This window comes from Ruegeria sp. CDSC052, from assembly GCF_059610685.1.
Map to the genome: position 1 here is coordinate 183333 of NZ_JBXWOB010000001.1, position 18575 is coordinate 201907.

The following is an 18575-nucleotide window of genomic DNA, read 5'->3' on the forward strand; positions in this document are numbered from 1 at the left end:
CATGAAAAGCTGCGCCTGAGGTGCATATTACGCCCTCAGTTCAGGTCCTCAAGCAGACGACCGTGCCGGCGGGTTGCTTCGATGACCTCGCCAAACGTATTCATCCCGCGCGCTTGCAGCATCGGAAGCATCCGAACCAGCGCCTCGGCGGTGGCAACTGCATCACCCAATGCCGTATGGCGCAGCTCATGCGGAATTGTAATGTCCAGCCGTTCGCACAGCGCGTCCAAAGTGTGCGTGTCGCTGGCGCCGAACAGGACCGCTGATAGCAGGACCGTATCCAGTACGGGATGCGTCCACTCAACTTTCATACGGTCGGCGTGGCGTCGCAGAAACGCCATATCAAAAGGTGCATTATGCGCCACGATTACGGCATTTCGCGCGAATTCGTGAAAGATACGCCCGGCTTCGGCGATTTCCGGCGCGCCTTCGACCATTCGATCCGTGATCTTGTGAACCTTGGTCGAGGCGGCAGGGATCGGCATGACCGGGTTCACCAGCATATCCAGCCTTTCGCCTTCGACCATCCGTCCATTTACCACACGGACTGCGCCGATCTGGACGATCTCGTCTTTGTGCGGCAGCAGGCCTGTGGTTTCGGTGTCGAAGACAACAAAACAAAGCTCGCGCAGAGGCAATGTCTCGAATGATTGGTCGGTGGATGTGTTCAGCAAACCAAAGTCATAGACCAGAGGTCTGGCAGCCTCAGGCGCTATATTGGCGGCGCTGTCATCTAGGATTAGCATATAGCCGGAAGTTTCCCCCAGCGGTTTCATGCGGGCTGAATAGGTCTGCGCCCCATCAATGCTGGTCAGCGAACAGGATGCCTCCATCCCGGTCTTGGCCAGTTTGGCATAGGCTTTCTGCAGCGCGTCTGGCTGGAAGTAATCGAACAGTGGCGCATTCAGGCGTGGATGCGAAATCTGTGCCAGTACCTCGGCCGCCTGTCCGTCATACAAAACGAGCCTGTGAGAGGGGCTAGCCAGCAATATGGCTACAGGAATTTCAGTCAAAAGCGCCCTAAGCCTTTGCTGTTCCACAGCCAGATGCGCGGTTTCAGCAGCGACAGCCTCTGCCACGCCCATGGTCTTGTCGGACAGTTGGTTGGCCAGACCGGCAGCCGCAGGGGCCAGGTCGCCAAGATACCGCGCGGCTTGCAGATCGAGGTCGCGGCTGACACCGGCATGCGCTCGTGCGCGCAGTTCAGCGGAAAGCCTTTCGATCGGCTTGGCGACATTATCGTCGAACAATAGCCAGACAGCGGCGATCAGGGCCAGCAGACCGAACCCGATGACGATCTCTGCAAAGATGAACGCGTCGAAAAGGGCCGGATCCGCCGCTCGCCTGTAGCTGACCCAAAGCGCAACCGAGCTGACGGCAACCCCGCCGACCGCCAGCAGGCAGAAGAAGAGGAAAATCCGCAGGCGCAGGCTTAATCGGGTCAGCATGTTACACTCCGCAAGTGGCCTCGATGATCGGATCGTTGGTAGAGCCTGTTACCCAATCTGCGTTCAGCAACTGGCCGTTGTCACCAAACTCTGCCCCATCCGCCAGATTGGCGCGTTGGTTCTTGTCGCAATCCACAGCGACCGGCAATTTTGAAACCGGTGCCCAACGACCAAAGAAATACAGTTCAACGAGGCGCTGCTCAGGCACTTGGTCATTGGTGCGCACAGATAGGGTGTCGATTGCGGCAAAACGATCAACAAAGGGCATCGCATAGGTCCAGGGACGGTACAAAGCGCGGCTTTCGACCTCTTGAATGATGATCAGACCATCTGGAAGCGTATCGCGCGTGCGGTCAAACCATGAATACTCGCTGTTGATCGTCATCCCGATCATGCCAATGCCCGCCGCGACTGGTGCGGACCAACGAGGCAGGCGTCCACCTGTCAGTTTGTTGATCACCATCACGATGCCGGCTAGGGCGACGCCTGCAAATATCGTGCCGATCAGTTCTAAGAACATGAATACTCTCCAAGGTTCCTGAGGGTTTAGCCCAGCATTCCTTTACCGTGGCCGACCGCCGATTGCATTGTTTTTACCACGACAAAGGCATCTCGCAGATGACTTCGCTCAAAGTCCGAAAGATCGGAAGGGGGCAGGAAATTGTCCGGCTTCTTGTTGCCTTTCACCAGACGGGCCTGATGGTCCAGCCGCGTTTCGGCGATCAGATCGTAAGCGTCCAGCAGGTCGCGGGTACCTGAGGGGCTGAGGACGCCTGCCGCCCCAGCTGCTTTCAGGCGGGCACGTGTATTGGCCTGGGACAGTTGCCCCTGAAGGCTGTATATCCGGGCCAGGTCAACCACAGGCACAACGCCATTATGCTTTAGATCCAGCGTGTTGCGATGCTCACCCGAGCGTACCGTGGCAAACCCGCGTAACAGGCCCAGCGGCGGCGTGTGCTTTAACGAGTTCGAGATCATATGTGCCACAAAGATTGAATTCGCTTGGGCCGCGGCCAGCGTTTCGGCCTGCAGGTCATCGAACAGGTGAAATGCGCCGCCAATGGGGCGCAGGTCGAACATGACCGAGGCCAGCATCTGCGCCTCGGGGTTTGGTTTGGCGATCCACCCGCGAAAATAATCACGCCAGACACTTACCGGTTGGCACCAGCGTGGATTTGTCGCCATCATGTCGCCCGGGCAATAAAAGTACCCACATTTATCCAGCCCGTCCGACACGATTTTTGCCAGTGCCTGGAAATATAGCAGGTCGTCATCGGTTACTTTGTCATCCAGCATCAAGCAGTTGTCCTGATCCGACACCCCGGTTTGTTCCTGTCGTCCCTGCGATCCACAGGCCAGCCATAGGTAAGGCACAGGTGGTGGTCCAAGCTGTTTTTCCGCCATTGCCAGCAAACGTCTGGTGGCTGTGTCGGCGATATCGGTAATCAGGCGCGTAACGATCTCGTGGCGATTTCCGGCAGCGACAAGCTGGACCAGAAGCTGGGGAATCTCTTCGGTCACTTCTGCCATCTGCTGCGCGGTTTGCGCATTTGCTATCCGGCGCACCAACTCGGCGGAATTGACCGCCTGATAGTGGGTCAGGTCTGTCTGGGTGACAATTCCGACCAGACGCCCAGCTTCGGATACCGGAATATGGCCGATGCCGCGCTCCATCATGATGTGAAGAACATCCGATCCGATATCCGACGGCGACAGCGTCACCGGGTTTGCCGTCATTATTGCCGATACAGGGGTATCCACAGACATCCCATCGGCAACGTATTTGCCCGAGATATCTCGTAAGGTGGCGATCCCCAAAAGAATGTCCCCCTCGGTGATGCAGAGAGAGGAAATATGTCTGTCCCTCATCATCTGCGCCGCTTCGCGAACGGTGGTAATAGGGGGGCAGGTTGCGGGGTTATGTGCCATCAGAACGTCGATAGCGCTGGTTGCAAGGCTTTGGGGGCTGGAGCGTTCCGTGCGGGTCCGATCAAAGAATTTGGCGACGATTTCATGTTCGTCAATGAGGTCTCGGATCAGGTTGGGCGGGATCACCAGAAAAACCGAGTTTGCGTGCGCCTGCGCTTTGGTCGCGGCTTTACCGTCTTTCAGTAAACCGCGTTCCCCGAAAGAATTGCGCAGCCCCAGATGAGAGACAATCGCGCCGTTCCTGTCAGTGATTTCAACCTGTCCTTCGTAAATCACGAATACGCCGGGCAGGGGCGCGCCCAGTTGATACACCGGGGATCCTTCTTCGACCTCCCAAACTTCGATCTGATCAGACAGCGTTGCCAGATCATCGGCGGGCAGGGCGTCATAAGGGTGAACGGATTTCAGAAACCGCGTGATCTCGGCTTGGGGCAGGGGCATCGGATACTCCTCGGTTTCTATTCGAAAAATCCCGCCCGGTGGAATGCCGGGCGGGAGTAGTCAGTCGAAAGACACGGCCTTTGGCAAGGTGCTCAGGGGCCGCATCTCTACTCAGTGATCCTGAGCGGCACCCGCGCCACGGGGAATGCGGACGCTTTCGACCAGATCCTTGATCTCTTGCGGGGTTTCCTTGGTCATGCCAGCCACCACATAGGCGACAGTGAAGTTGACCAATGCACCGATCGCACCGAACGAAGTCGACTTGATCGTACCCAACAGAGGATCAGCATCCGTGAACGAGTTGGTATCCGGAATGAACAACCAGCCCTTGTGCAGGAAGATGTAGACCAGGGTCACAGTCAGACCAGCCAGCATACCAGCAACCGCACCGGTGTTGTTGATGCGGGTCGAGAAGATCCCCATCATCAGCGCCGGGAAGATCGAGGCAGCTGCCAGACCAAACGCCAGGGCAACGGTCTGCGCTGCAAAACCCGGAGGGTTCAGGCCCAGATATGTCGCCACAACAATGGCCACGCCCATTGCGATCCGCGCCGACAGAAGCTCGGATTTTTCCGAAATCTGCGGGTTGATCGCGCCTTTGATCAGGTCGTGTGACACAGCGGACGAGATCGCCAGCAACAGGCCCGCAGCGGTCGACAGAGCAGCCGCAAGACCACCGGCAGCGACCAGACCGATCACCCAACCCGGCAGGTTGGCAATTTCGGGGTTGGCCAGAACCAGGATGTCACGGTTGAACTTGGTCAGCTCGTTTCCGACCCAGCCCTTCTCTTCCGCAAGCGCCTGCATGTCGGCATTCTTGTCGTTATAGTACTGGATCTTGCCGTCGCCGTTCTTGTCTTCCCAGTCCAGCAGGCCGGTTTTCTTCCATGTGGCCATCCAGTCATAACGGGCGTCGTTGTCGATATCTTCGACGGATACGGCGCCACCTTCGATGCCGCCATTTGGCCACATCATGTCACTGATGTTTAGACGGGCCATTGCGCCAACCGCAGGGGCGGTCAGGTAAAGCAGTGCGATGAACACCAGCGCCCAACCGGCAGACCAGCGGGCATCAGCCACTTTCGGCACGGTGAAGAAACGCATGATTACGTGCGGCAGACCGGCCGTACCGATCATCAGCGACAGCGTGAACAGCACCATGTTCAGCGTGTCCGAGTGGTGGGCGGTGTATTCGTTAAAGCCCAACTCGGTCACGATCGCATCCAGCTTGGTCAGCAGCGGTTCACCGCTGGCGGTATCACCAAACAGACCCAGAGCCGGAACCGGATTGCCAGTCAGTTGCAGGGAAATAAAGATGGCTGGGATTGTGTAGGCGGTGATCAGCACGCAGTACTGAGCGACCTGTGTGTAGGTCACGCCCTTCATCCCCCCAAACACCGCGTAGGCGAAAACAACGGCTGCACCAATTAACAACCCGGTGGTGTTTGACACTTCAAGGAAGCGGCCAAAAGCTACGCCAACGCCGGTCATCTGGCCGATCACGTAGGTCACAGACGCTACGATCAGACAGATCACCGCCACGATACGCGCGGTCTGGCTGTAAAAGCGGTCGCCGATGAACTCTGACACGGTGAACTTGCCGAACTTACGCAGGTAAGGGGCAAGAAGCAGCGCCAGCAGCACATAACCACCGGTCCAACCCATCAGGAAGGACGAGTTGTCATAGCCGGTAAAGGCGATGAGGCCCGCCATCGAGATGAACGAGGCCGCAGACATCCAGTCTGCCGCTGTCGCCATACCGTTGGTGACCGGGTGAACGCCGCGACCGGCGGCGTAGAATTCTGATGTGGACCCAGCACGGGCCCAGATCGCGATGCCGATGTAAAGCGCAAAGGACGCGCCCACAAACAGCAGGTTGATGGTAAACTGGTCCATAGGGCCTTACTCCTCCTCAACGCCGTATTCAGCGTCTAGCTTGTTCATCCGCCAGGCGTAGTTGAAGATCAGCAGCAGAAAGACCAAGATGGATCCCTGTTGCGCGAACCAAAAGCCGAGATCGGTTCCGCCGACGGAAATGCCGGACAGAAGTGGACGCAGCAAAATGCCGAATCCAAACGACACCAGCGCCCAGATCACCAGGCTGATGTAGATAAGACGCAGGTTGGCCTGCCAATAGCCCTTATCGGCTTCGGCAGTCTGCGCGGAGTGTGTTGATTGATCCGCCATCGCGGGTTCCTCCTTCGCTTCCTCTTTGAGCGGCCCGTTGTCCTAACCCTCCAGCGCGCGGGGCCACTTTTCGATATGCTTGATGCCAGGTGGCATCAGGCAAGACTTCTCTGGTCCGCCAGAGCGGGTCCTTTGAAGTTTTCCTTTAGGAATTCGGCCCTTATTGAGGGCGGGCCATATTCCCCTAGTTCATTGTGTCGCTGACGATCCGTTCCAGATTGCCGGCGATGTCTTCGATATTGCCCATTGCGTTCAGACCTTTCAGAACGCCATGGTCTTGGTAATAAGTGATCAGCGGCGCGGTCTGCGCGTGATAGGCAGCCAGCCGTGAGGCGACGGTTTCAGCATTGTCATCTGCGCGGCGCTTGAACTCGGTCTTGCCGCATTTGTCGCATTTGCCTTCGACTGCGGGCGTTTTGAACCGATCATGGAACCCTTCGCCACATCCGGCACATGTGTAACGGCCGGAAATACGGATCACCATTTCAGCGTCTTCAACCTCAAGACTGATGGCTGCGTTGATCTGCTGACCGGTCTCTGACAGCAGCGCGTCCAGCGCCTGTGCCTGAACCGTGGTGCGGGGGAAGCCGTCCAGAATGACGCCCTTGGCGCAGTCCGGTTCGGCCAGACGATCCCGCAGGATTGCAATTACGATATCGTCACTGACCAGATCACCCGCCTCCATGACAGCTTTGGCGGCTTTTCCGGCATCGGTTCCCCCGGCAACTGCCGCCCGTAACAGGTCACCCGTGCTGAGTTGGACAAGCCCGAACTTGTCTTCGAGCATACGGGCCTGTGTACCCTTCCCGGCGCCCGGGGGGCCGAGAAGGATCAGTACGGTGGGTGTAGTGATCGTGGCAGCGTCCATCACATCCTCACTTGCTTGCGCGGTTTTCGATCAAGTTGTCGACCACGGACGGATCAGCCAGGGTCGATGTGTCACCGAGCGATCCAAAATCATTCTCGGCGATCTTACGCAGGATACGGCGCATGATCTTGCCCGAGCGGGTTTTTGGCAGGCCAGGAGCCCATTGGATCACATCCGGGCTGGCAATCGGTCCGATCTCGGTCCGAACCCAGGTGCGCAGCTCTTTCACAAGCTCGTCCGAGGGTTCGCGATCATTCATCAAGGTGACATAGCAATAGATGCCTTGCCCTTTGATATCATGGGGATAGCCCACAACCGCGGCCTCGGCCACGGCAGCATGTGCCACCAGAGCGCTTTCAACCTCGGCCGTACCCATGCGGTGCCCCGAGACGTTGATCACATCGTCCACACGTCCGGTGATCCAGTAATCGCCATCCTCGTCCCGGCGGCAGCCGTCACCGGTGAAGTAGTAGCCTTTGTAGTCCGAGAAATAAGTCTTCTCGAACCGTTCATGATCGCCCCAGACCGTACGCATCTGGCCGGGCCAGCTGTCCTTGATGCACAGCACGCCTTCGACGCCGTTGCCGTCGATCTCGACCCCGGATTGCGGGTCCAGAACCACAGGCTGGATGCCAAAGAACGGCTTCATGGCCGAGCCGGGCTTCATCGCGTGGGCACCGGGCAGGGGGGTCATCAGGTGACCACCGGTTTCGGTTTGCCACCAGGTGTCCACGATCGGGCAGCGCCCACCGCCGACAACGTCATTGTACCAGTTCCACGCTTCCGGGTTGATCGGCTCACCCACAGTGCCCAGCGTGCGCAGATCGCTCAGATCGCATTTCTCGACCCATTCATTGCCTTGCCCCATCAGGGCGCGCAAAGCGGTAGGGGCCGTGTAGAATTGATTGACCTTGTGCTTTTCACAGACCTGCCAAAAGCGGGATGCATCCGGATAGGTCGGAACACCTTCGAACATCAGCGTGGTCGCGCCATTGGCCAGCGGGCCATAGACGATATAGCTGTGGCCGGTCACCCAACCGACATCGGCGGTACACCAATAGACGTCGCCTTCATGGTAATCGAAGGTGATCTCATGCGTCATTGCCGCATAGACCAGATATCCGCCGGTGGTATGCACCACACCTTTCGGCTGACCGGTCGACCCGGAGGTATACAGAATGAACAGAGGGTCTTCGGCGTCCATTTCCGCAGGCGCGCAATAGTCATCCGCCTCGAGCGCCATTTCGTTATAGTCGTAGTCGCGCCCGTCGATCCATGTGGTCTGGCCGTTGGTACGCTTGACAACCAAGCATTTCACCGTGTCCTTGCAGTGCAGCAGGGCCGCGTCTGCGTTTGACTTCAACGGTGTCTTACGGCCGCCGCGAGGGGCCTCATCAGCTGTAATCAGAACCTTGGCGTCGCATCCGTTGACGCGTGCAGCCAGGGCATCAGGGGAAAACCCTGCAAAAACAATCGAGTGGATTGCGCCGATACGTGCGCACGCCAGCATGGCATATGCAGCCTCGGGGATCATCGGAAGATAAATGACTACACGGTCGCCTTTGCGCACGCCCATGGAAACCAGGATATTCGCCATCCGGCAGGTGCGGCGGTGCAGTTCGGCATAGGTGATGTGTTGGGCGGGTTCATTCGGGTCATCAGGTTCCCAGATGATCGCAGTCTGATCGCCGCGTGTATTCAGATGACGATCCAGGCAGTTGGCTGAAACGTTCAGAGTGCCATCCGCATACCAGTTGATCCCGACCGAGCCCAAATCATAGCTGACGTCTTTCACTTGGGTATAGGGTTTGATCCAGTCAACGCGTTTGCCCTGTTCGCCCCAGAATGCAACGGGGTCGTTTATAGAAGCCGTGTACATTTCGCCGTATTTCTTGGCATCGACATGCGCACGCGCTGAAATTTCTGCGGATGGCGGATAAACTTTGGCATCTGCCTGAGCAGCGGTTGTCATTCTGAGGTTCCTCCCTCTGGACTTAAATTCACTGGGACAATCTTGCCCGCTGAACAGGCAATGTCGACCTGTTTCCTCCCGATGCAGGATAATACGGAGATCAGAAAACAAAGAAATAAATTACAGAAATAGCAGGGTTTATTTGTTAATAAATTTCAATCCCTTTGAGGGAATTGTAAAGGAAATCGTTAGATATCAAAAAAATATATTTAAAACAATAATATAGATGTTAATCACATTTTCACTGTTTTCAAAGCGCTTGCCCGTGAAATTTACACATTTCATATTCACCTTATGATTGTTAGCGCTGGCGGGCGGTTTGCAGATTTTGGTGGGTGGTCTGGCAGGGGTTGGCACATATCGATGTTGGCGCTAGCTTTGCGCGCAAGCGACCCAAAAAAAAGGGGGCGCATTAATGGGAGAAATCACTATGACTAAAATGTTGAGCGGTGCCGCCGTCGCCGCCCTGACTATTGCATTCGTTACCGAAGCTGCAGCAACAGAATGGAATGCTTCGGTCTGGGGCAAACGCCGGGCCTTTACCGAACATGTCGAGAAACTGGCTGAACTGGTCAGCGAAAAAACCGGTGGCGAATTCACGATCAATGTCAGCTATGGCGGGCTGTCAAAGCCGAAAGAGAATCTGGACGGGATTGAGATCGGTGCATTCGAGATGGCGCAGTTCTGCGCAGGCTATCACCGCGACAAAAATCGGGCGATCACTGTACTTGAACTGCCGTTCCTGGGTGTGAACAATTTGGAAGAAGAGGTGGCCGTCAGCCACGCTGTATATGATCATCCCGCCGTTAAGGATGAGATGGCTCAGTGGAATGCCCGGATCATCATGACGTCGCCAATGCCCCAGTATAATATCGTTGGAACCGGTGATCCGCGCTCAACGCTTGCAGATTTTGACGGCATGCGTGTACGTGCGACTGGCGGGCTGGGCCAGGCGTTTGAGGCCGTTGGCGGTGTTCCAACATCGGTGCCCGCGACCGAGGCGTTTAATGCGATGGAATCCGGTGTTGTTGATACAGTGGCCTTTGCTCAGCACGCACATTTGTCTTTCGGCACTATCAACGAAGCCGACTGGTGGACGGCCAACCTGAACCCCGGCACAGTAAACTGTCCGGTTGTGGTCAATATCGACGCCTACGAAGCGCTGCCTGCGGAACATCGTGAAGCGCTTAACAGTTCTGTCGACGAGGCCATTGCCCATTATCTCGCCAATTACGGCGGTCTGCTGGAGCAGTGGGATGGTGTGTTGACCGAAAAAGGCGTGCAGAAAGTTCAGATCGATGAAGCCGTGCTGGAGGAATTCCGCACCAAGGCTGCTGATCCGATCCGCGAGCAGTGGATCGCTGACATGTCCGCGCAGGGTCTGCCTGCGCAGGATCTATATGATCTTGTTCAACTGACGCTGAAACAACAGCGTGGCGGGAACTGATCACGCGTTCCGGGTACCCAGCGCGGTACCCGGACACTGATTCCAATACAGAGAGGGCCAGCGGAATGGCAGGACAGGCGACGGTGCTTGCGGATGATAGCCGTCTGAGCAGGCTGGACCAGCTGCTGTTAAGGGCCGAGCGTACGCTTGCACTGATCAGCGGAATTGCCGTGTTCGGGTTAATGGTGCTGGCAGTTGTCTCGGTGAGTGGGCGCAACGCCTATAACGCGCCATTGCCGGGCTATGTCGATTGGATCGAGCAAGCCATGCCTTTGATTGCGTTTCTAGGTATCTCTTACGTACAACGCGATGGGGGCCATATCCGGATGGATATTGTCATTTCGCGGCTACACGGACGGGCTTTGTGGCTGTTCGAGTTGATTTCGGTCGTTCTCATCCTGGTGCTCATGTTGGCATTGGTCTGGGGCAGCTGGTCCCATTTCGACAGATCATTCGACTTTGGCGCACCTCTGTGGAGCCGGGACAGCTCGATCGACATTGGCATCCCGCTCTGGCCTGCCAAGTTACTGGCACCTATCGCGTTTTCGGTACTTTGCTTGCGGCTTGTGCTGCAAATCTGGGGTTATGGACGGGCCTTTGTGCTGGGCCTACAAAACCCCGTTGCGGTGCCGATGATACAGGACGCTGCTGCGCAGGCTGCCGCTGAAGCCGAACAATTCGAAGGGCAGGACTAGTAAATGGACTCGATTGAGATTGGCCTTTGGGTCACCGGTGGTCTGCTGGTTCTGGTTATCACCGGAATGCGTGTGGCTTTTGCCGCGGCTTTGGCGGGGCTGATCGGTCTGGTTTGGATATTCTGGGCCAAATTCGGATATGATCCCGACCGGTTCGGCAAGGCGCTGACCGTTGCGGTAAAAACCGCAGGGCAAGTGCCGCATTCCAAGGTTGCAGCCCATACGCTCAGCCTGATTCCGACCTTTATCCTGATCGGTTACCTTGCCTACTACGCAGGCCTGACGCGCGCGCTGTTCGAGGCCGCCAAGCGCTGGGTAGCATGGGTTCCGGGTGGGCTTGCGGTCGCAACCGTGTTCGCCACCGCTGGTTTTGCTGCGGTCTCGGGGGCATCGGTCGCGACATCTGCGGTATTTGCCCGGATCGCGATCCCGGAAATGCTGAAGGTCGGGTACAACAAACAATTTGCGGCGGGCGTAGTTGCTGCAGGTGGCACTTTGGCCTCACTGATCCCGCCCTCGGCGATCCTTGTGATTTATGCGATCATCGTGGAACAGGATGTGGGCAAACTGCTGCTCGCCGGGTTCATACCGGGAGCGTTTTCGGCGGTTATCTATGGTCTGCTGATCGTCGGCATCGCCGTTGTGTTCAAAAATGTCGGCCCGCCGGTCACTGGCTTTACTTGGAAACAGCGTTTTGCCGCGCTGCCTGGTGCCCTACCGATTGTTGCGGTGATCCTGATCATCATCTGCTTCGTCTATAACCCGTTTGGTGAAAAAGCCTGGGGCACGCCAACCGAAGGCGGGGCAATCGGTGCCTTTATCGTGTTCTGCTTCGCGCTGTTCCACGGCATGAGATGGGCAGAGTTGAAATCCGCACTGCTTGAGACCGCCAAATTGACCGCGATGATCTTTTCGATCATCTGGGGCGTGCTGATCTATGTCAGGTTCCTGGGTTTCGCCGATTTGCCAAGCGCGTTTTCCGACTGGATCACGTCGCTGACAATGTCACCCATGCTGATCCTGATCTGCATCCTGCTGGCCTATGCGGTGCTCGGCATGTTCATGGATGCCATCGGGATGCTATTGCTGACTCTTCCGGTTGTCTATCCGGCAGTTATGGCGCTGAACGGGGGCGAGGCCGTCACCGCTGCGGAAAGTACGTTTGGGATGTCCGGTCCGATGTGCGCCATCTGGTTTGGTATTTTGGTGGTGAAAATGGCCGAGTTCTGCCTGATCACGCCACCGATCGGTTTGAATTGCTTTGTCGTTGCCGGCGTCCGCCCTGATCTGAGCGTTCAGGACGTGTTCAAGGGCGTGACGCCGTTTTTCATCGCCGACGCCGTGACGATTGCGCTGCTGGTCGCCTTTCCGGGCATCGTTCTGTACCTGCCTTCGCTGGCCGGGTAATTGGCATCTGGCGAAGCCAATCTTTGGTGATACCTGCCCCCGGCTGGCGCACGGGGGCAGGGTATCTCTATTTCGCTCGCATCAGCATTCCGTACAGATCGCGCGGATCGTCAGGGTCTGCCAGCATGTCCAGGGGTTCGTAGTAATCTGTGCCCCGGACTGCGGACTGGATGTAGCGCAGGGCTGAAAAATCCTCGATCGCGAAGCCTACGCTGTCAAACAACGTGATCTGACGATCATCTTTGCGACCCTCGGCCTGTCCCGTCATGACCTGCCACAACTCGGTGACGGGATGATCGTCTTCAAGGGCCTGAATCTCGCCCTCAATACGGGTTTGTTCCGGGTATTCGACGAATATTTCAGAGCGTAGCAGGATATCCCTGTGCAGTTCGGTTTTGCCGGGACAGTCGCCGCCGATCGCGTTGATGTGGACGCCGGGGCCGGCCAAGTTATCGGTCAGGATCGTGGCATTCTTCTTGTCCGCCGTGCAGGTCGTGATGATATGCGCGCCTTCGATGGCGTCCTCAGGGGATTTGCATTTCACGACCGAGAGGCCAGAGCCCGCCAGATTGGCCGCACATTTTTCGGTGGCAGCCGCGTCGGTATCGTACAAGCGAACAGTATCAATCCCGCACATGGCCTTGAAGGCGAGGCACTGAAATTCGGATTGCGCGCCATTCCCGATCATTGCCATCGTCGAGGCCGATTTGGGCGCAAGATAACTGCCGACCAGGGCAGAGGTTGCTGCGGTGCGCAATGCAGTCAGCATGGTCATTTCGGTCAGCAGGGTCGGATAGCCTGTGTAGACGTCTGCCAGCAATCCAAATGCGGTAACGGTCTGTAGGCCCTCGGAGGTATTCTTGGGGTGGCCGTTGACGTATTTAAACCCATAGGCCTCACCGTCTGAAGTTGGCATCAGTTCAATAACCCCATGCGGCGAGTGGGCAGGGATGCGGGGTGTTTTGTCAAAGCTTTCCCACCGTTTGAAATCAGCTTCGATTTGCGCCGCAATATCGGTGATCATACGTTCGACGCCGATATGGTGGACCAGTCTCATCATATTGTCGACAGACACGAACGGCACCAGGGCCTTTTCGGATGGTTGCATTAGGGGCTCCTATCGGCGGGACAGGTGGATGCCCGCAATCATGCAGCGCACGGATCCACCGGCAGTTTCAATGGTGGGAATCGAAAGCGGCAGAGGTGTCGCGCTGGCTTCGATTGTAGCGATTTGTACCGGGGTCAGGGCAGCAAGTGCCCGGCTGGACAGCGCCAGTACGGGACCATTCAGGCCGCTCAGTTCGATGGCGTTGCCAGCAAATTCAGCGATCTGATCATGGGTCAGGTCAATGACCGTGCGACCGGATTCTTCCAGCCTGGCTTTCACTGTCGCGCGGCGTTCGGGGTCCGCGATCATTTCAAGACAGATCAGCGCGTATTTGGAGCCGATGCCCATCAGAACATTCGTGTGATAGACATCACGTCCTGCGGCATCATGCGCCTCGAATGCGATGGGCTCATAGTTGAAATGGGTGCAGAAACGCTCCAACAGAACGGGGTCGGCGCGGTTGGATTTGACCGTGTAGGCCACGCGGCCAATGTGGTCCAGAACCATCGCTCCGGTGCCTTCCAGCGCCAGTCTGTCCTGTTCAAGCCCGGAATAATCGATCACGTCCTGAACACGATACTCCTGTTTCAACATTTCTATGACGTCGGCGCGACGTTCGCGCCTGCGCGACGGCACAAACATCGGATAGATTGCCACATGTCCGCCGGGATGGGTCGAGAACCAGTTGTTCGGAAATACGCTGTCTGGTGTGTCGAGGTCTCCGAAATCGTCGAAGACATGAACCTTAACACCCGCATCGCGCAGCAGCGCCACCGCCTGATCATGTTCATCGCGCGCTTGGACAGACGTGGCCGCTGCGGAGCGGTTGGCCAAGGTCTGGAACGCATTGTCGTCGCGTGTCTCGGGGTTCGAAGCAAACGCATGGGGCCGGATCATCACAACGGCTGGTGGGGCTTGTAGAGATTGCATCAGAAGCTCCGGGTGGGGCGGTCAAAGATGCGGCGACCCAGCAATGAGGCGGCCAGATCGACCATCAGCTTTGCAGTGCGGCCGCGTTCGTCCAGAAACGGGTTCAATTCTACCAGATCCAGCGAGCAGACAAGACCGCTTTCGTGCAGCAGTTCCATCACTAGATGGGCCTCGCGTTCGGTCGCGCCACCTGGAACTGTTGTGCCAACTGCAGGAGCAATGGACGGATCAAGGAAATCCACATCCAGCGAAACATGAAGGATGCCATCCGCTGCCCGGACCCGCTCCAGAAAGGCCATCAGCGGTGCTTTGATGCCGTTTTCGTCGATGCTTCGCATATCGGCCAGCATTGCGCGATCCTGTTCCAGCCGAGCCCGTTCGGCTGGGTCGACCGAGCGCAGACCGATCATGCCGACCCGGTCGGTCGGAACTGGCGATGAAACCGGTGGGAAGTCGTCAAATCCGGGCTGTCCGGTGAAATAGGCTACGGGTGTCCCGTGCAGGTTGCCGCTATCGGTGCTCTCGGGTGTGTGGAAATCGCTATGCGCGTCCAGCCAGAGAACGAACAGTGGGCGTTCGATCCGCTCGGCGTGCTGTGCCATGCCTAAAACCGTGCCCATCGAAAGCGCATGATCGCCACCCATGAAAATTGGCAGGCCTTGTGGGGCGACATCCTGCGCAACACGGCTGAGAGCTTTGGTCCAACCGACACACTCGGGCAGGGCGAAGAGATGCGAATGTTCGGACATATCCGGAATGTCAGGTGTGATATCGCCGAGATCCCGTAGGTGAAGACCGAGATCGGCAAGAGCTGATTGAAGCCCCGCAACCCGATAGGCATCGGGGCCCATCCGGCAGCCTTGTCGACGCTTGCCCGAATCCATCGGGGCGCCAACCAGAATTACGTTGTTTGTATCCATATGTACTACTACTCCGGCAATGTGGCTTGCGGATAGGGATCAAAATGCTCAAAATGGAACCGCAACTGACATAACGGAAGTACTGAATGGACGATTTGGATGGCAAGCTTCTCAGCGCTCTGCACCGGGATGCCCGTGCTTCACTCTCGGAACTGGCGGAAACACTGGGGGTCACACGCACAACAGTGCGCAGCCGTTTGCAACGTTTGAAGCAATCCGGCGAGATTGTGGGCTTTACGGTTCTGACACGGCAGGATGTGGCGCAAAGCCCGGTCAGAGGGTTGATGATGCTGGAAATCGAAGGGCGCGGCACCGAGCGCACCATGGCCCAAATTGCCGCCATGCCGCAGGTGCGGGCTGTCCATTCGACAAATGGCGGTTGGGACTTGATTGCCGAGATTGGAACCGAAACCCTGGCCGAACTGGATGAAATCCTGTTTCGCATCCGCAGGATCGAGGGGATTACGCGATCTGAAACCAACTTGCTTCTTTCTACTCGGAAAGGCCGCGTCTGATTGCTGTAGTGCTTTGAGCAGCAAGGAATATGTGTAAAAGTTGCGATGCGTTCGCCACCCGCGCAAAGGCAGCTGCGAACCTGAAACAGGGAAATCACATGACTGATCAGGATACAGGCAAAGAACTCTGGGCCATCCGACTTGCCGAAAGAGTATCCGGTTTTCTGGAACGACCCCTGGTCAGAATCGCCATTCCCGTAATCGTCATGCTGGTCGCCCTGACCGTGCTGCATGAACTGTCTGCACATGTGAAATGGTCATCCGTTCAGACGGATGTGGCGAACACCTCTTGGACGCTGTTGTTCATCGCCCTGTGCTGGACCGCTTTTAGCTTTGTTTCCCTGTCTTTATACGACGTCTTTGCAGTCCAGAGCGTTGCCGACGGTGAGGTCCCTTTGCCGGTTGCGGGCATGGCCGGGGCCTGTGGTTATGCGGTGTCAAACTGCCTTGGGTTTTCCTACATCACGGGCACGGCGATCCGGTATCGGATCTACGCATCTTTGGGGCTGGATCTGGGGCGCGTCGCTGGGGTTATTGCGACCTCGTGGATCGCTTTCTGGTCTGGCATGACCTTGCTGTTGGGGGCTTTGCTGACCTTTCATCCCGACGGGATATCGAAGGTTTTGCCAATCAGAGATACGGTCGAGACGGTCATAGGATTGGGCCTTTTGATCGCTTTGGCAACGCTGTTCATCTGGCTGTCGAAAGGCGGGCGCAGGCTGGCCTATGGCGGGGTTGGATTTAACCTTCCCGGCGGCAAACTGGCCGGGTTGCTGACGCTGGCGGCCTTGGGCGATGTTTTTGGTGCGTCGATGGTTCTGTATGTGCTGCTGCCGACAGACCTTGGGATCGGCTACCCCTATTTCTTCACCATCTTTATTGGCGCGATTGCGGTCGGTATCCTCAGCCATGCGCCGGGTGGAATTGGCGCCTTCGAGGCGACTATGATCGCGGGACTTGGCGCGTCAGGCCGGTCGGATGTCATTGCCGCGCTGCTGCTGTACCGCCTGGTCTATACGTTTCTTCCCTTCCTCATCGCCACGCTTTCAATCGCTGTGGCATCAGCGCTGAGCCACCGGCGACATATTACTGGTGCAGCCACTTGGGTTTATCGAGTGATCCGTCCGATCGTGCCCATGGTGGCCGCAGGCGTGGCCGCAGTGGCCGGTGTGATACTTCTGGTCTCCGGCGCGTTGCCTGCAAGCAGCGGTAACCTGGGTGTGCTACGGGATTTCCTGCCCCTGTCCTTTGTCGAAGCGTCCCACCTGGCCGGAAGCGCGGTAGGGGTCTTACTGATCCTTGTGTCACGGGGGTTGTTTCGCAAGCTTTACCGGGCTTGGGTTGTGGCCATGCTGTTGATGCTGGCCGGTTTTGTCGCTTCGCTGACCAAAGGGCTCGATACGCACGAAGCGCTCAGCATGGTAGGTAGCATCGTTCTGCTGGCCATGTTCCGGGATGCGTTCTATCGGGTTAGCGGCGCGTCGATCTTCAGGTTGAACATACCTTGGCTGGTCAGCGTTCTTGCATTGCTTGCCGTGATCTTTTGGGTGGGTCTGTTTGCTTATTCCCATGTCGAATATCAAAATGCCCTGTGGTGGGAGTTTGCCTGGAACGGCGACGCTTCGCGGTTCCTACGATCCAGCCTTGTGGTTGCGGTCATCCTTGGGGTGGTTGCCGTTAGCTCTCTGTTCGGGCGCGAGATTCCTGTTCCAGTCCGCACAGAAATCCCCGAAGTAGTCGAACGTCTGGTGATGGAAAGCGAAGACACGGAATCCCAGATTTCCCTGACCGGGGACAAGCAGTTCCTGATCGCGCCGGATGAAACCGCTTTTCTGGCTTATGCCGATACCGGCAACGCACTGGTCACCAAAGGTGAACCAGTAGGGGATGAAACCGCCGGTAAACAGCTGATATGGCAGCTGCGCGAGATGGCGGACCGTGAGGGTAAACTTTGTGCCTTCTACAGCGTTTCCACCAAATACCTGCCGACCTTTCTGGACCTTGGCCTGTCGATCCTGAAAATTGGCGAAGTAGCGCGGGTGCCGCTGAAAGATTTTTCGCTGGACGGAAAATCCCGCAAGCGGTTCCGTCAGGCCAAGAACCGTGCCGAACGCGAAGGGTATGTTTTCGAGATTATCCCAAAACAGGAACTAACCCCGATCCTGCCCGAGTTGCGCAAGATTTCGGATGACTGGCTGGCGCAAAAGGCTGGGGCCGAGAAAGGTTTTGCGCTTGGCGGATTTGATGAAACCTATCTGTCCTATTTCGACCACGCGGTGCTGCGGAATGGCGAAACAGGTGAGATCGTCGCGTTTGCTAACCTGTTTCAGGGCGGGCAAAAATCAGAACTGTCGCTGGATCTGATGCGGTATGAACCAGATAGCCCAAGTTTTGTTATGGATGCGCTGTTTGCCGAGATGATGTCATGGGGCGCCGAGCAGGGGTTCCACTGGTTCTCGCTGGGGGCGGCACCGTTTTCCGGGATCGAAAACCGGCAACTGGCATCGCTGTGGAACCGCATTGGCGGCTTTGTCTATGAACATGGCGAACAGTTTTATCACTTCGAGGGGCTGCGCTCGTTCAAGCAGAAATTCGAACCAGAATGGAGCCCGAACTATTTGGCCAGCCCCGGAGGACTGGCCGCGCCGCGTATTCTCTACGAGGTCAACATTCTGATTTCGGGCGGCTTGCGCGGTCTGACGAAATAG

General features: G+C 57.1%; 15 protein-coding genes. 5 read left to right on the forward strand and 10 right to left on the reverse strand.

From position 1 onward, the window contains the following. Positions 1 to 35: 35 nt before the first annotated feature. The 7 genes from AC2FIM_RS00965 to acs all read right to left on the reverse strand — a co-directional run bounded on the left by AC2FIM_RS00965 (position 36) and on the right by acs (position 8845). Positions 36 to 1448 carry a 3'-5' exonuclease gene (locus AC2FIM_RS00965; RefSeq protein ID WP_496677791.1) on the reverse strand — a complete coding sequence of 471 codons (1413 nt, stop codon included), beginning with the start codon at positions 1446 to 1448 and terminating at the stop codon, positions 36 to 38. A gap of 1 nt (position 1449) precedes the next feature. Next, a complete protein-coding gene (locus AC2FIM_RS00970) occupies positions 1450 to 1968 on the reverse strand; it encodes a hypothetical protein (RefSeq protein WP_142634335.1) in 519 nt (172 codons plus the stop codon). Between the two features lie 26 nt (positions 1969 to 1994). Beyond that, the gene (locus AC2FIM_RS00975) at positions 1995 to 3818 is read right to left on the reverse strand and encodes a DUF294 nucleotidyltransferase-like domain-containing protein (RefSeq protein WP_271946600.1); all 1824 of its coding nucleotides are present in this window, start codon (positions 3816 to 3818) and stop codon (positions 1995 to 1997) included. Between the two features lie 111 nt (positions 3819 to 3929). Beyond that, positions 3930 to 5714: a sodium:solute symporter family protein gene (locus AC2FIM_RS00980; RefSeq protein ID WP_142634331.1), complete on the reverse strand. Its 1785-nt coding sequence runs from the start codon at positions 5712 to 5714 to the stop codon at positions 3930 to 3932. Positions 5715 to 5720: 6 nt separating this feature from the next. Next, positions 5721 to 6005, reverse strand: coding sequence for a DUF4212 domain-containing protein (locus tag AC2FIM_RS00985; RefSeq protein ID WP_142634329.1), 285 nt, complete (start codon positions 6003 to 6005; stop codon positions 5721 to 5723). A 184-nt stretch (positions 6006 to 6189) separates the two neighbouring features. Continuing rightward, positions 6190 to 6873: an adenylate kinase gene (locus AC2FIM_RS00990; protein WP_496677790.1), complete on the reverse strand. Its 684-nt coding sequence runs from the start codon at positions 6871 to 6873 to the stop codon at positions 6190 to 6192. A gap of 7 nt (positions 6874 to 6880) precedes the next feature. Continuing rightward, entirely contained in the window at positions 6881 to 8845 is a 1965-nt protein-coding gene (gene acs / locus AC2FIM_RS00995) for an acetate--CoA ligase (RefSeq protein WP_142634325.1), read from the reverse strand. Between the two features lie 430 nt (positions 8846 to 9275). Here acs and AC2FIM_RS01000 point away from each other — a divergent pair, with 430 nt between their 5' ends. The 3 genes from AC2FIM_RS01000 to AC2FIM_RS01010 all read left to right on the forward strand — a co-directional run bounded on the left by AC2FIM_RS01000 (position 9276) and on the right by AC2FIM_RS01010 (position 12394). Further along, positions 9276 to 10292 (forward strand): C4-dicarboxylate TRAP transporter substrate-binding protein, encoded by a 1017-nt coding sequence (locus tag AC2FIM_RS01000; RefSeq protein ID WP_496707858.1) that lies wholly within the window; start codon positions 9276 to 9278, stop codon positions 10290 to 10292. Between the two features lie 65 nt (positions 10293 to 10357). After that, entirely contained in the window at positions 10358 to 10987 is a 630-nt protein-coding gene (locus tag AC2FIM_RS01005) for a TRAP transporter small permease subunit (protein WP_142634321.1), read from the forward strand. Between the two features lie 3 nt (positions 10988 to 10990). Beyond that, complete coding sequence (locus AC2FIM_RS01010; RefSeq protein WP_142634319.1) at positions 10991 to 12394, forward strand: TRAP transporter large permease; 1404 nt, start codon at positions 10991 to 10993, stop codon at positions 12392 to 12394. A gap of 67 nt (positions 12395 to 12461) precedes the next feature. On the opposite strand, the gene ocd is transcribed toward AC2FIM_RS01010, so the two are convergent. Genes ocd through rocF form a run of 3 tightly spaced genes read right to left on the reverse strand, consistent with a single transcriptional unit; the run spans position 12462 to position 15352 of the window. Beyond that, positions 12462 to 13502 carry an ornithine cyclodeaminase gene (gene ocd / locus AC2FIM_RS01015; protein WP_496707856.1) on the reverse strand — a complete coding sequence of 347 codons (1041 nt, stop codon included), beginning with the start codon at positions 13500 to 13502 and terminating at the stop codon, positions 12462 to 12464. A gap of 9 nt (positions 13503 to 13511) precedes the next feature. Then, the gene (gene ctlX / locus AC2FIM_RS01020; RefSeq protein ID WP_496707854.1) at positions 13512 to 14432 is read right to left on the reverse strand and encodes a citrulline utilization hydrolase CtlX; all 921 of its coding nucleotides are present in this window, start codon (positions 14430 to 14432) and stop codon (positions 13512 to 13514) included. Continuing rightward, positions 14432 to 15352 carry an arginase gene (rocF, locus tag AC2FIM_RS01025; protein ID WP_496677786.1) on the reverse strand — a complete coding sequence of 307 codons (921 nt, stop codon included), beginning with the start codon at positions 15350 to 15352 and terminating at the stop codon, positions 14432 to 14434. Before rocF ends, ctlX begins: the two co-directional genes overlap by 1 nt. Positions 15353 to 15438: 86 nt before the next feature. Between rocF and AC2FIM_RS01030 the strand changes: the two genes are divergently transcribed. Together AC2FIM_RS01030 and mprF are read left to right on the forward strand one after the other, a co-directional pair. Next, entirely contained in the window at positions 15439 to 15867 is a 429-nt protein-coding gene (locus tag AC2FIM_RS01030) for an Lrp/AsnC family transcriptional regulator (RefSeq protein WP_142634311.1), read from the forward strand. A gap of 98 nt (positions 15868 to 15965) precedes the next feature. Next, entirely contained in the window at positions 15966 to 18575 is a 2610-nt protein-coding gene (gene mprF / locus AC2FIM_RS01035; RefSeq protein ID WP_496731700.1) for a bifunctional lysylphosphatidylglycerol flippase/synthetase MprF, read from the forward strand.

What these genes read in the sequence shown, in the direction of transcription:
- AC2FIM_RS00965 (WP_496677791.1), bottom strand. Translation starts at nt 1,448, where the DNA reads ATGCTGACCCGATTAAGCCTGCGCCTGCGGATTTTCCTCTTCTTCTGC.
- AC2FIM_RS00970 (WP_142634335.1), bottom strand. Translation starts at nt 1,968, where the DNA reads ATGTTCTTAGAACTGATCGGCACGATATTTGCAGGCGTCGCCCTAGCC.
- AC2FIM_RS00975 (WP_271946600.1), bottom strand. Translation starts at nt 3,818, where the DNA reads ATGCCCCTGCCCCAAGCCGAGATCACGCGGTTTCTGAAATCCGTTCAC.
- AC2FIM_RS00980 (WP_142634331.1), bottom strand. Translation starts at nt 5,714, where the DNA reads ATGGACCAGTTTACCATCAACCTGCTGTTTGTGGGCGCGTCCTTTGCG.
- AC2FIM_RS00985 (WP_142634329.1), bottom strand. Translation starts at nt 6,005, where the DNA reads ATGGCGGATCAATCAACACACTCCGCGCAGACTGCCGAAGCCGATAAG.
- AC2FIM_RS00990 (WP_496677790.1), bottom strand. Translation starts at nt 6,873, where the DNA reads ATGGACGCTGCCACGATCACTACACCCACCGTACTGATCCTTCTCGGC.
- acs (WP_142634325.1), bottom strand. Translation starts at nt 8,845, where the DNA reads ATGACAACCGCTGCTCAGGCAGATGCCAAAGTTTATCCGCCATCCGCA.
- AC2FIM_RS01000 (WP_496707858.1), top strand. Translation starts at nt 9,276, where the DNA reads ATGACTAAAATGTTGAGCGGTGCCGCCGTCGCCGCCCTGACTATTGCA.
- AC2FIM_RS01005 (WP_142634321.1), top strand. Translation starts at nt 10,358, where the DNA reads ATGGCAGGACAGGCGACGGTGCTTGCGGATGATAGCCGTCTGAGCAGG.
- AC2FIM_RS01010 (WP_142634319.1), top strand. Translation starts at nt 10,991, where the DNA reads ATGGACTCGATTGAGATTGGCCTTTGGGTCACCGGTGGTCTGCTGGTT.
- ocd (WP_496707856.1), bottom strand. Translation starts at nt 13,502, where the DNA reads ATGCAACCATCCGAAAAGGCCCTGGTGCCGTTCGTGTCTGTCGACAAT.
- ctlX (WP_496707854.1), bottom strand. Translation starts at nt 14,432, where the DNA reads ATGCAATCTCTACAAGCCCCACCAGCCGTTGTGATGATCCGGCCCCAT.
- rocF (WP_496677786.1), bottom strand. Translation starts at nt 15,352, where the DNA reads ATGGATACAAACAACGTAATTCTGGTTGGCGCCCCGATGGATTCGGGC.
- AC2FIM_RS01030 (WP_142634311.1), top strand. Translation starts at nt 15,439, where the DNA reads ATGGACGATTTGGATGGCAAGCTTCTCAGCGCTCTGCACCGGGATGCC.
- mprF (WP_496731700.1), top strand. Translation starts at nt 15,966, where the DNA reads ATGACTGATCAGGATACAGGCAAAGAACTCTGGGCCATCCGACTTGCC.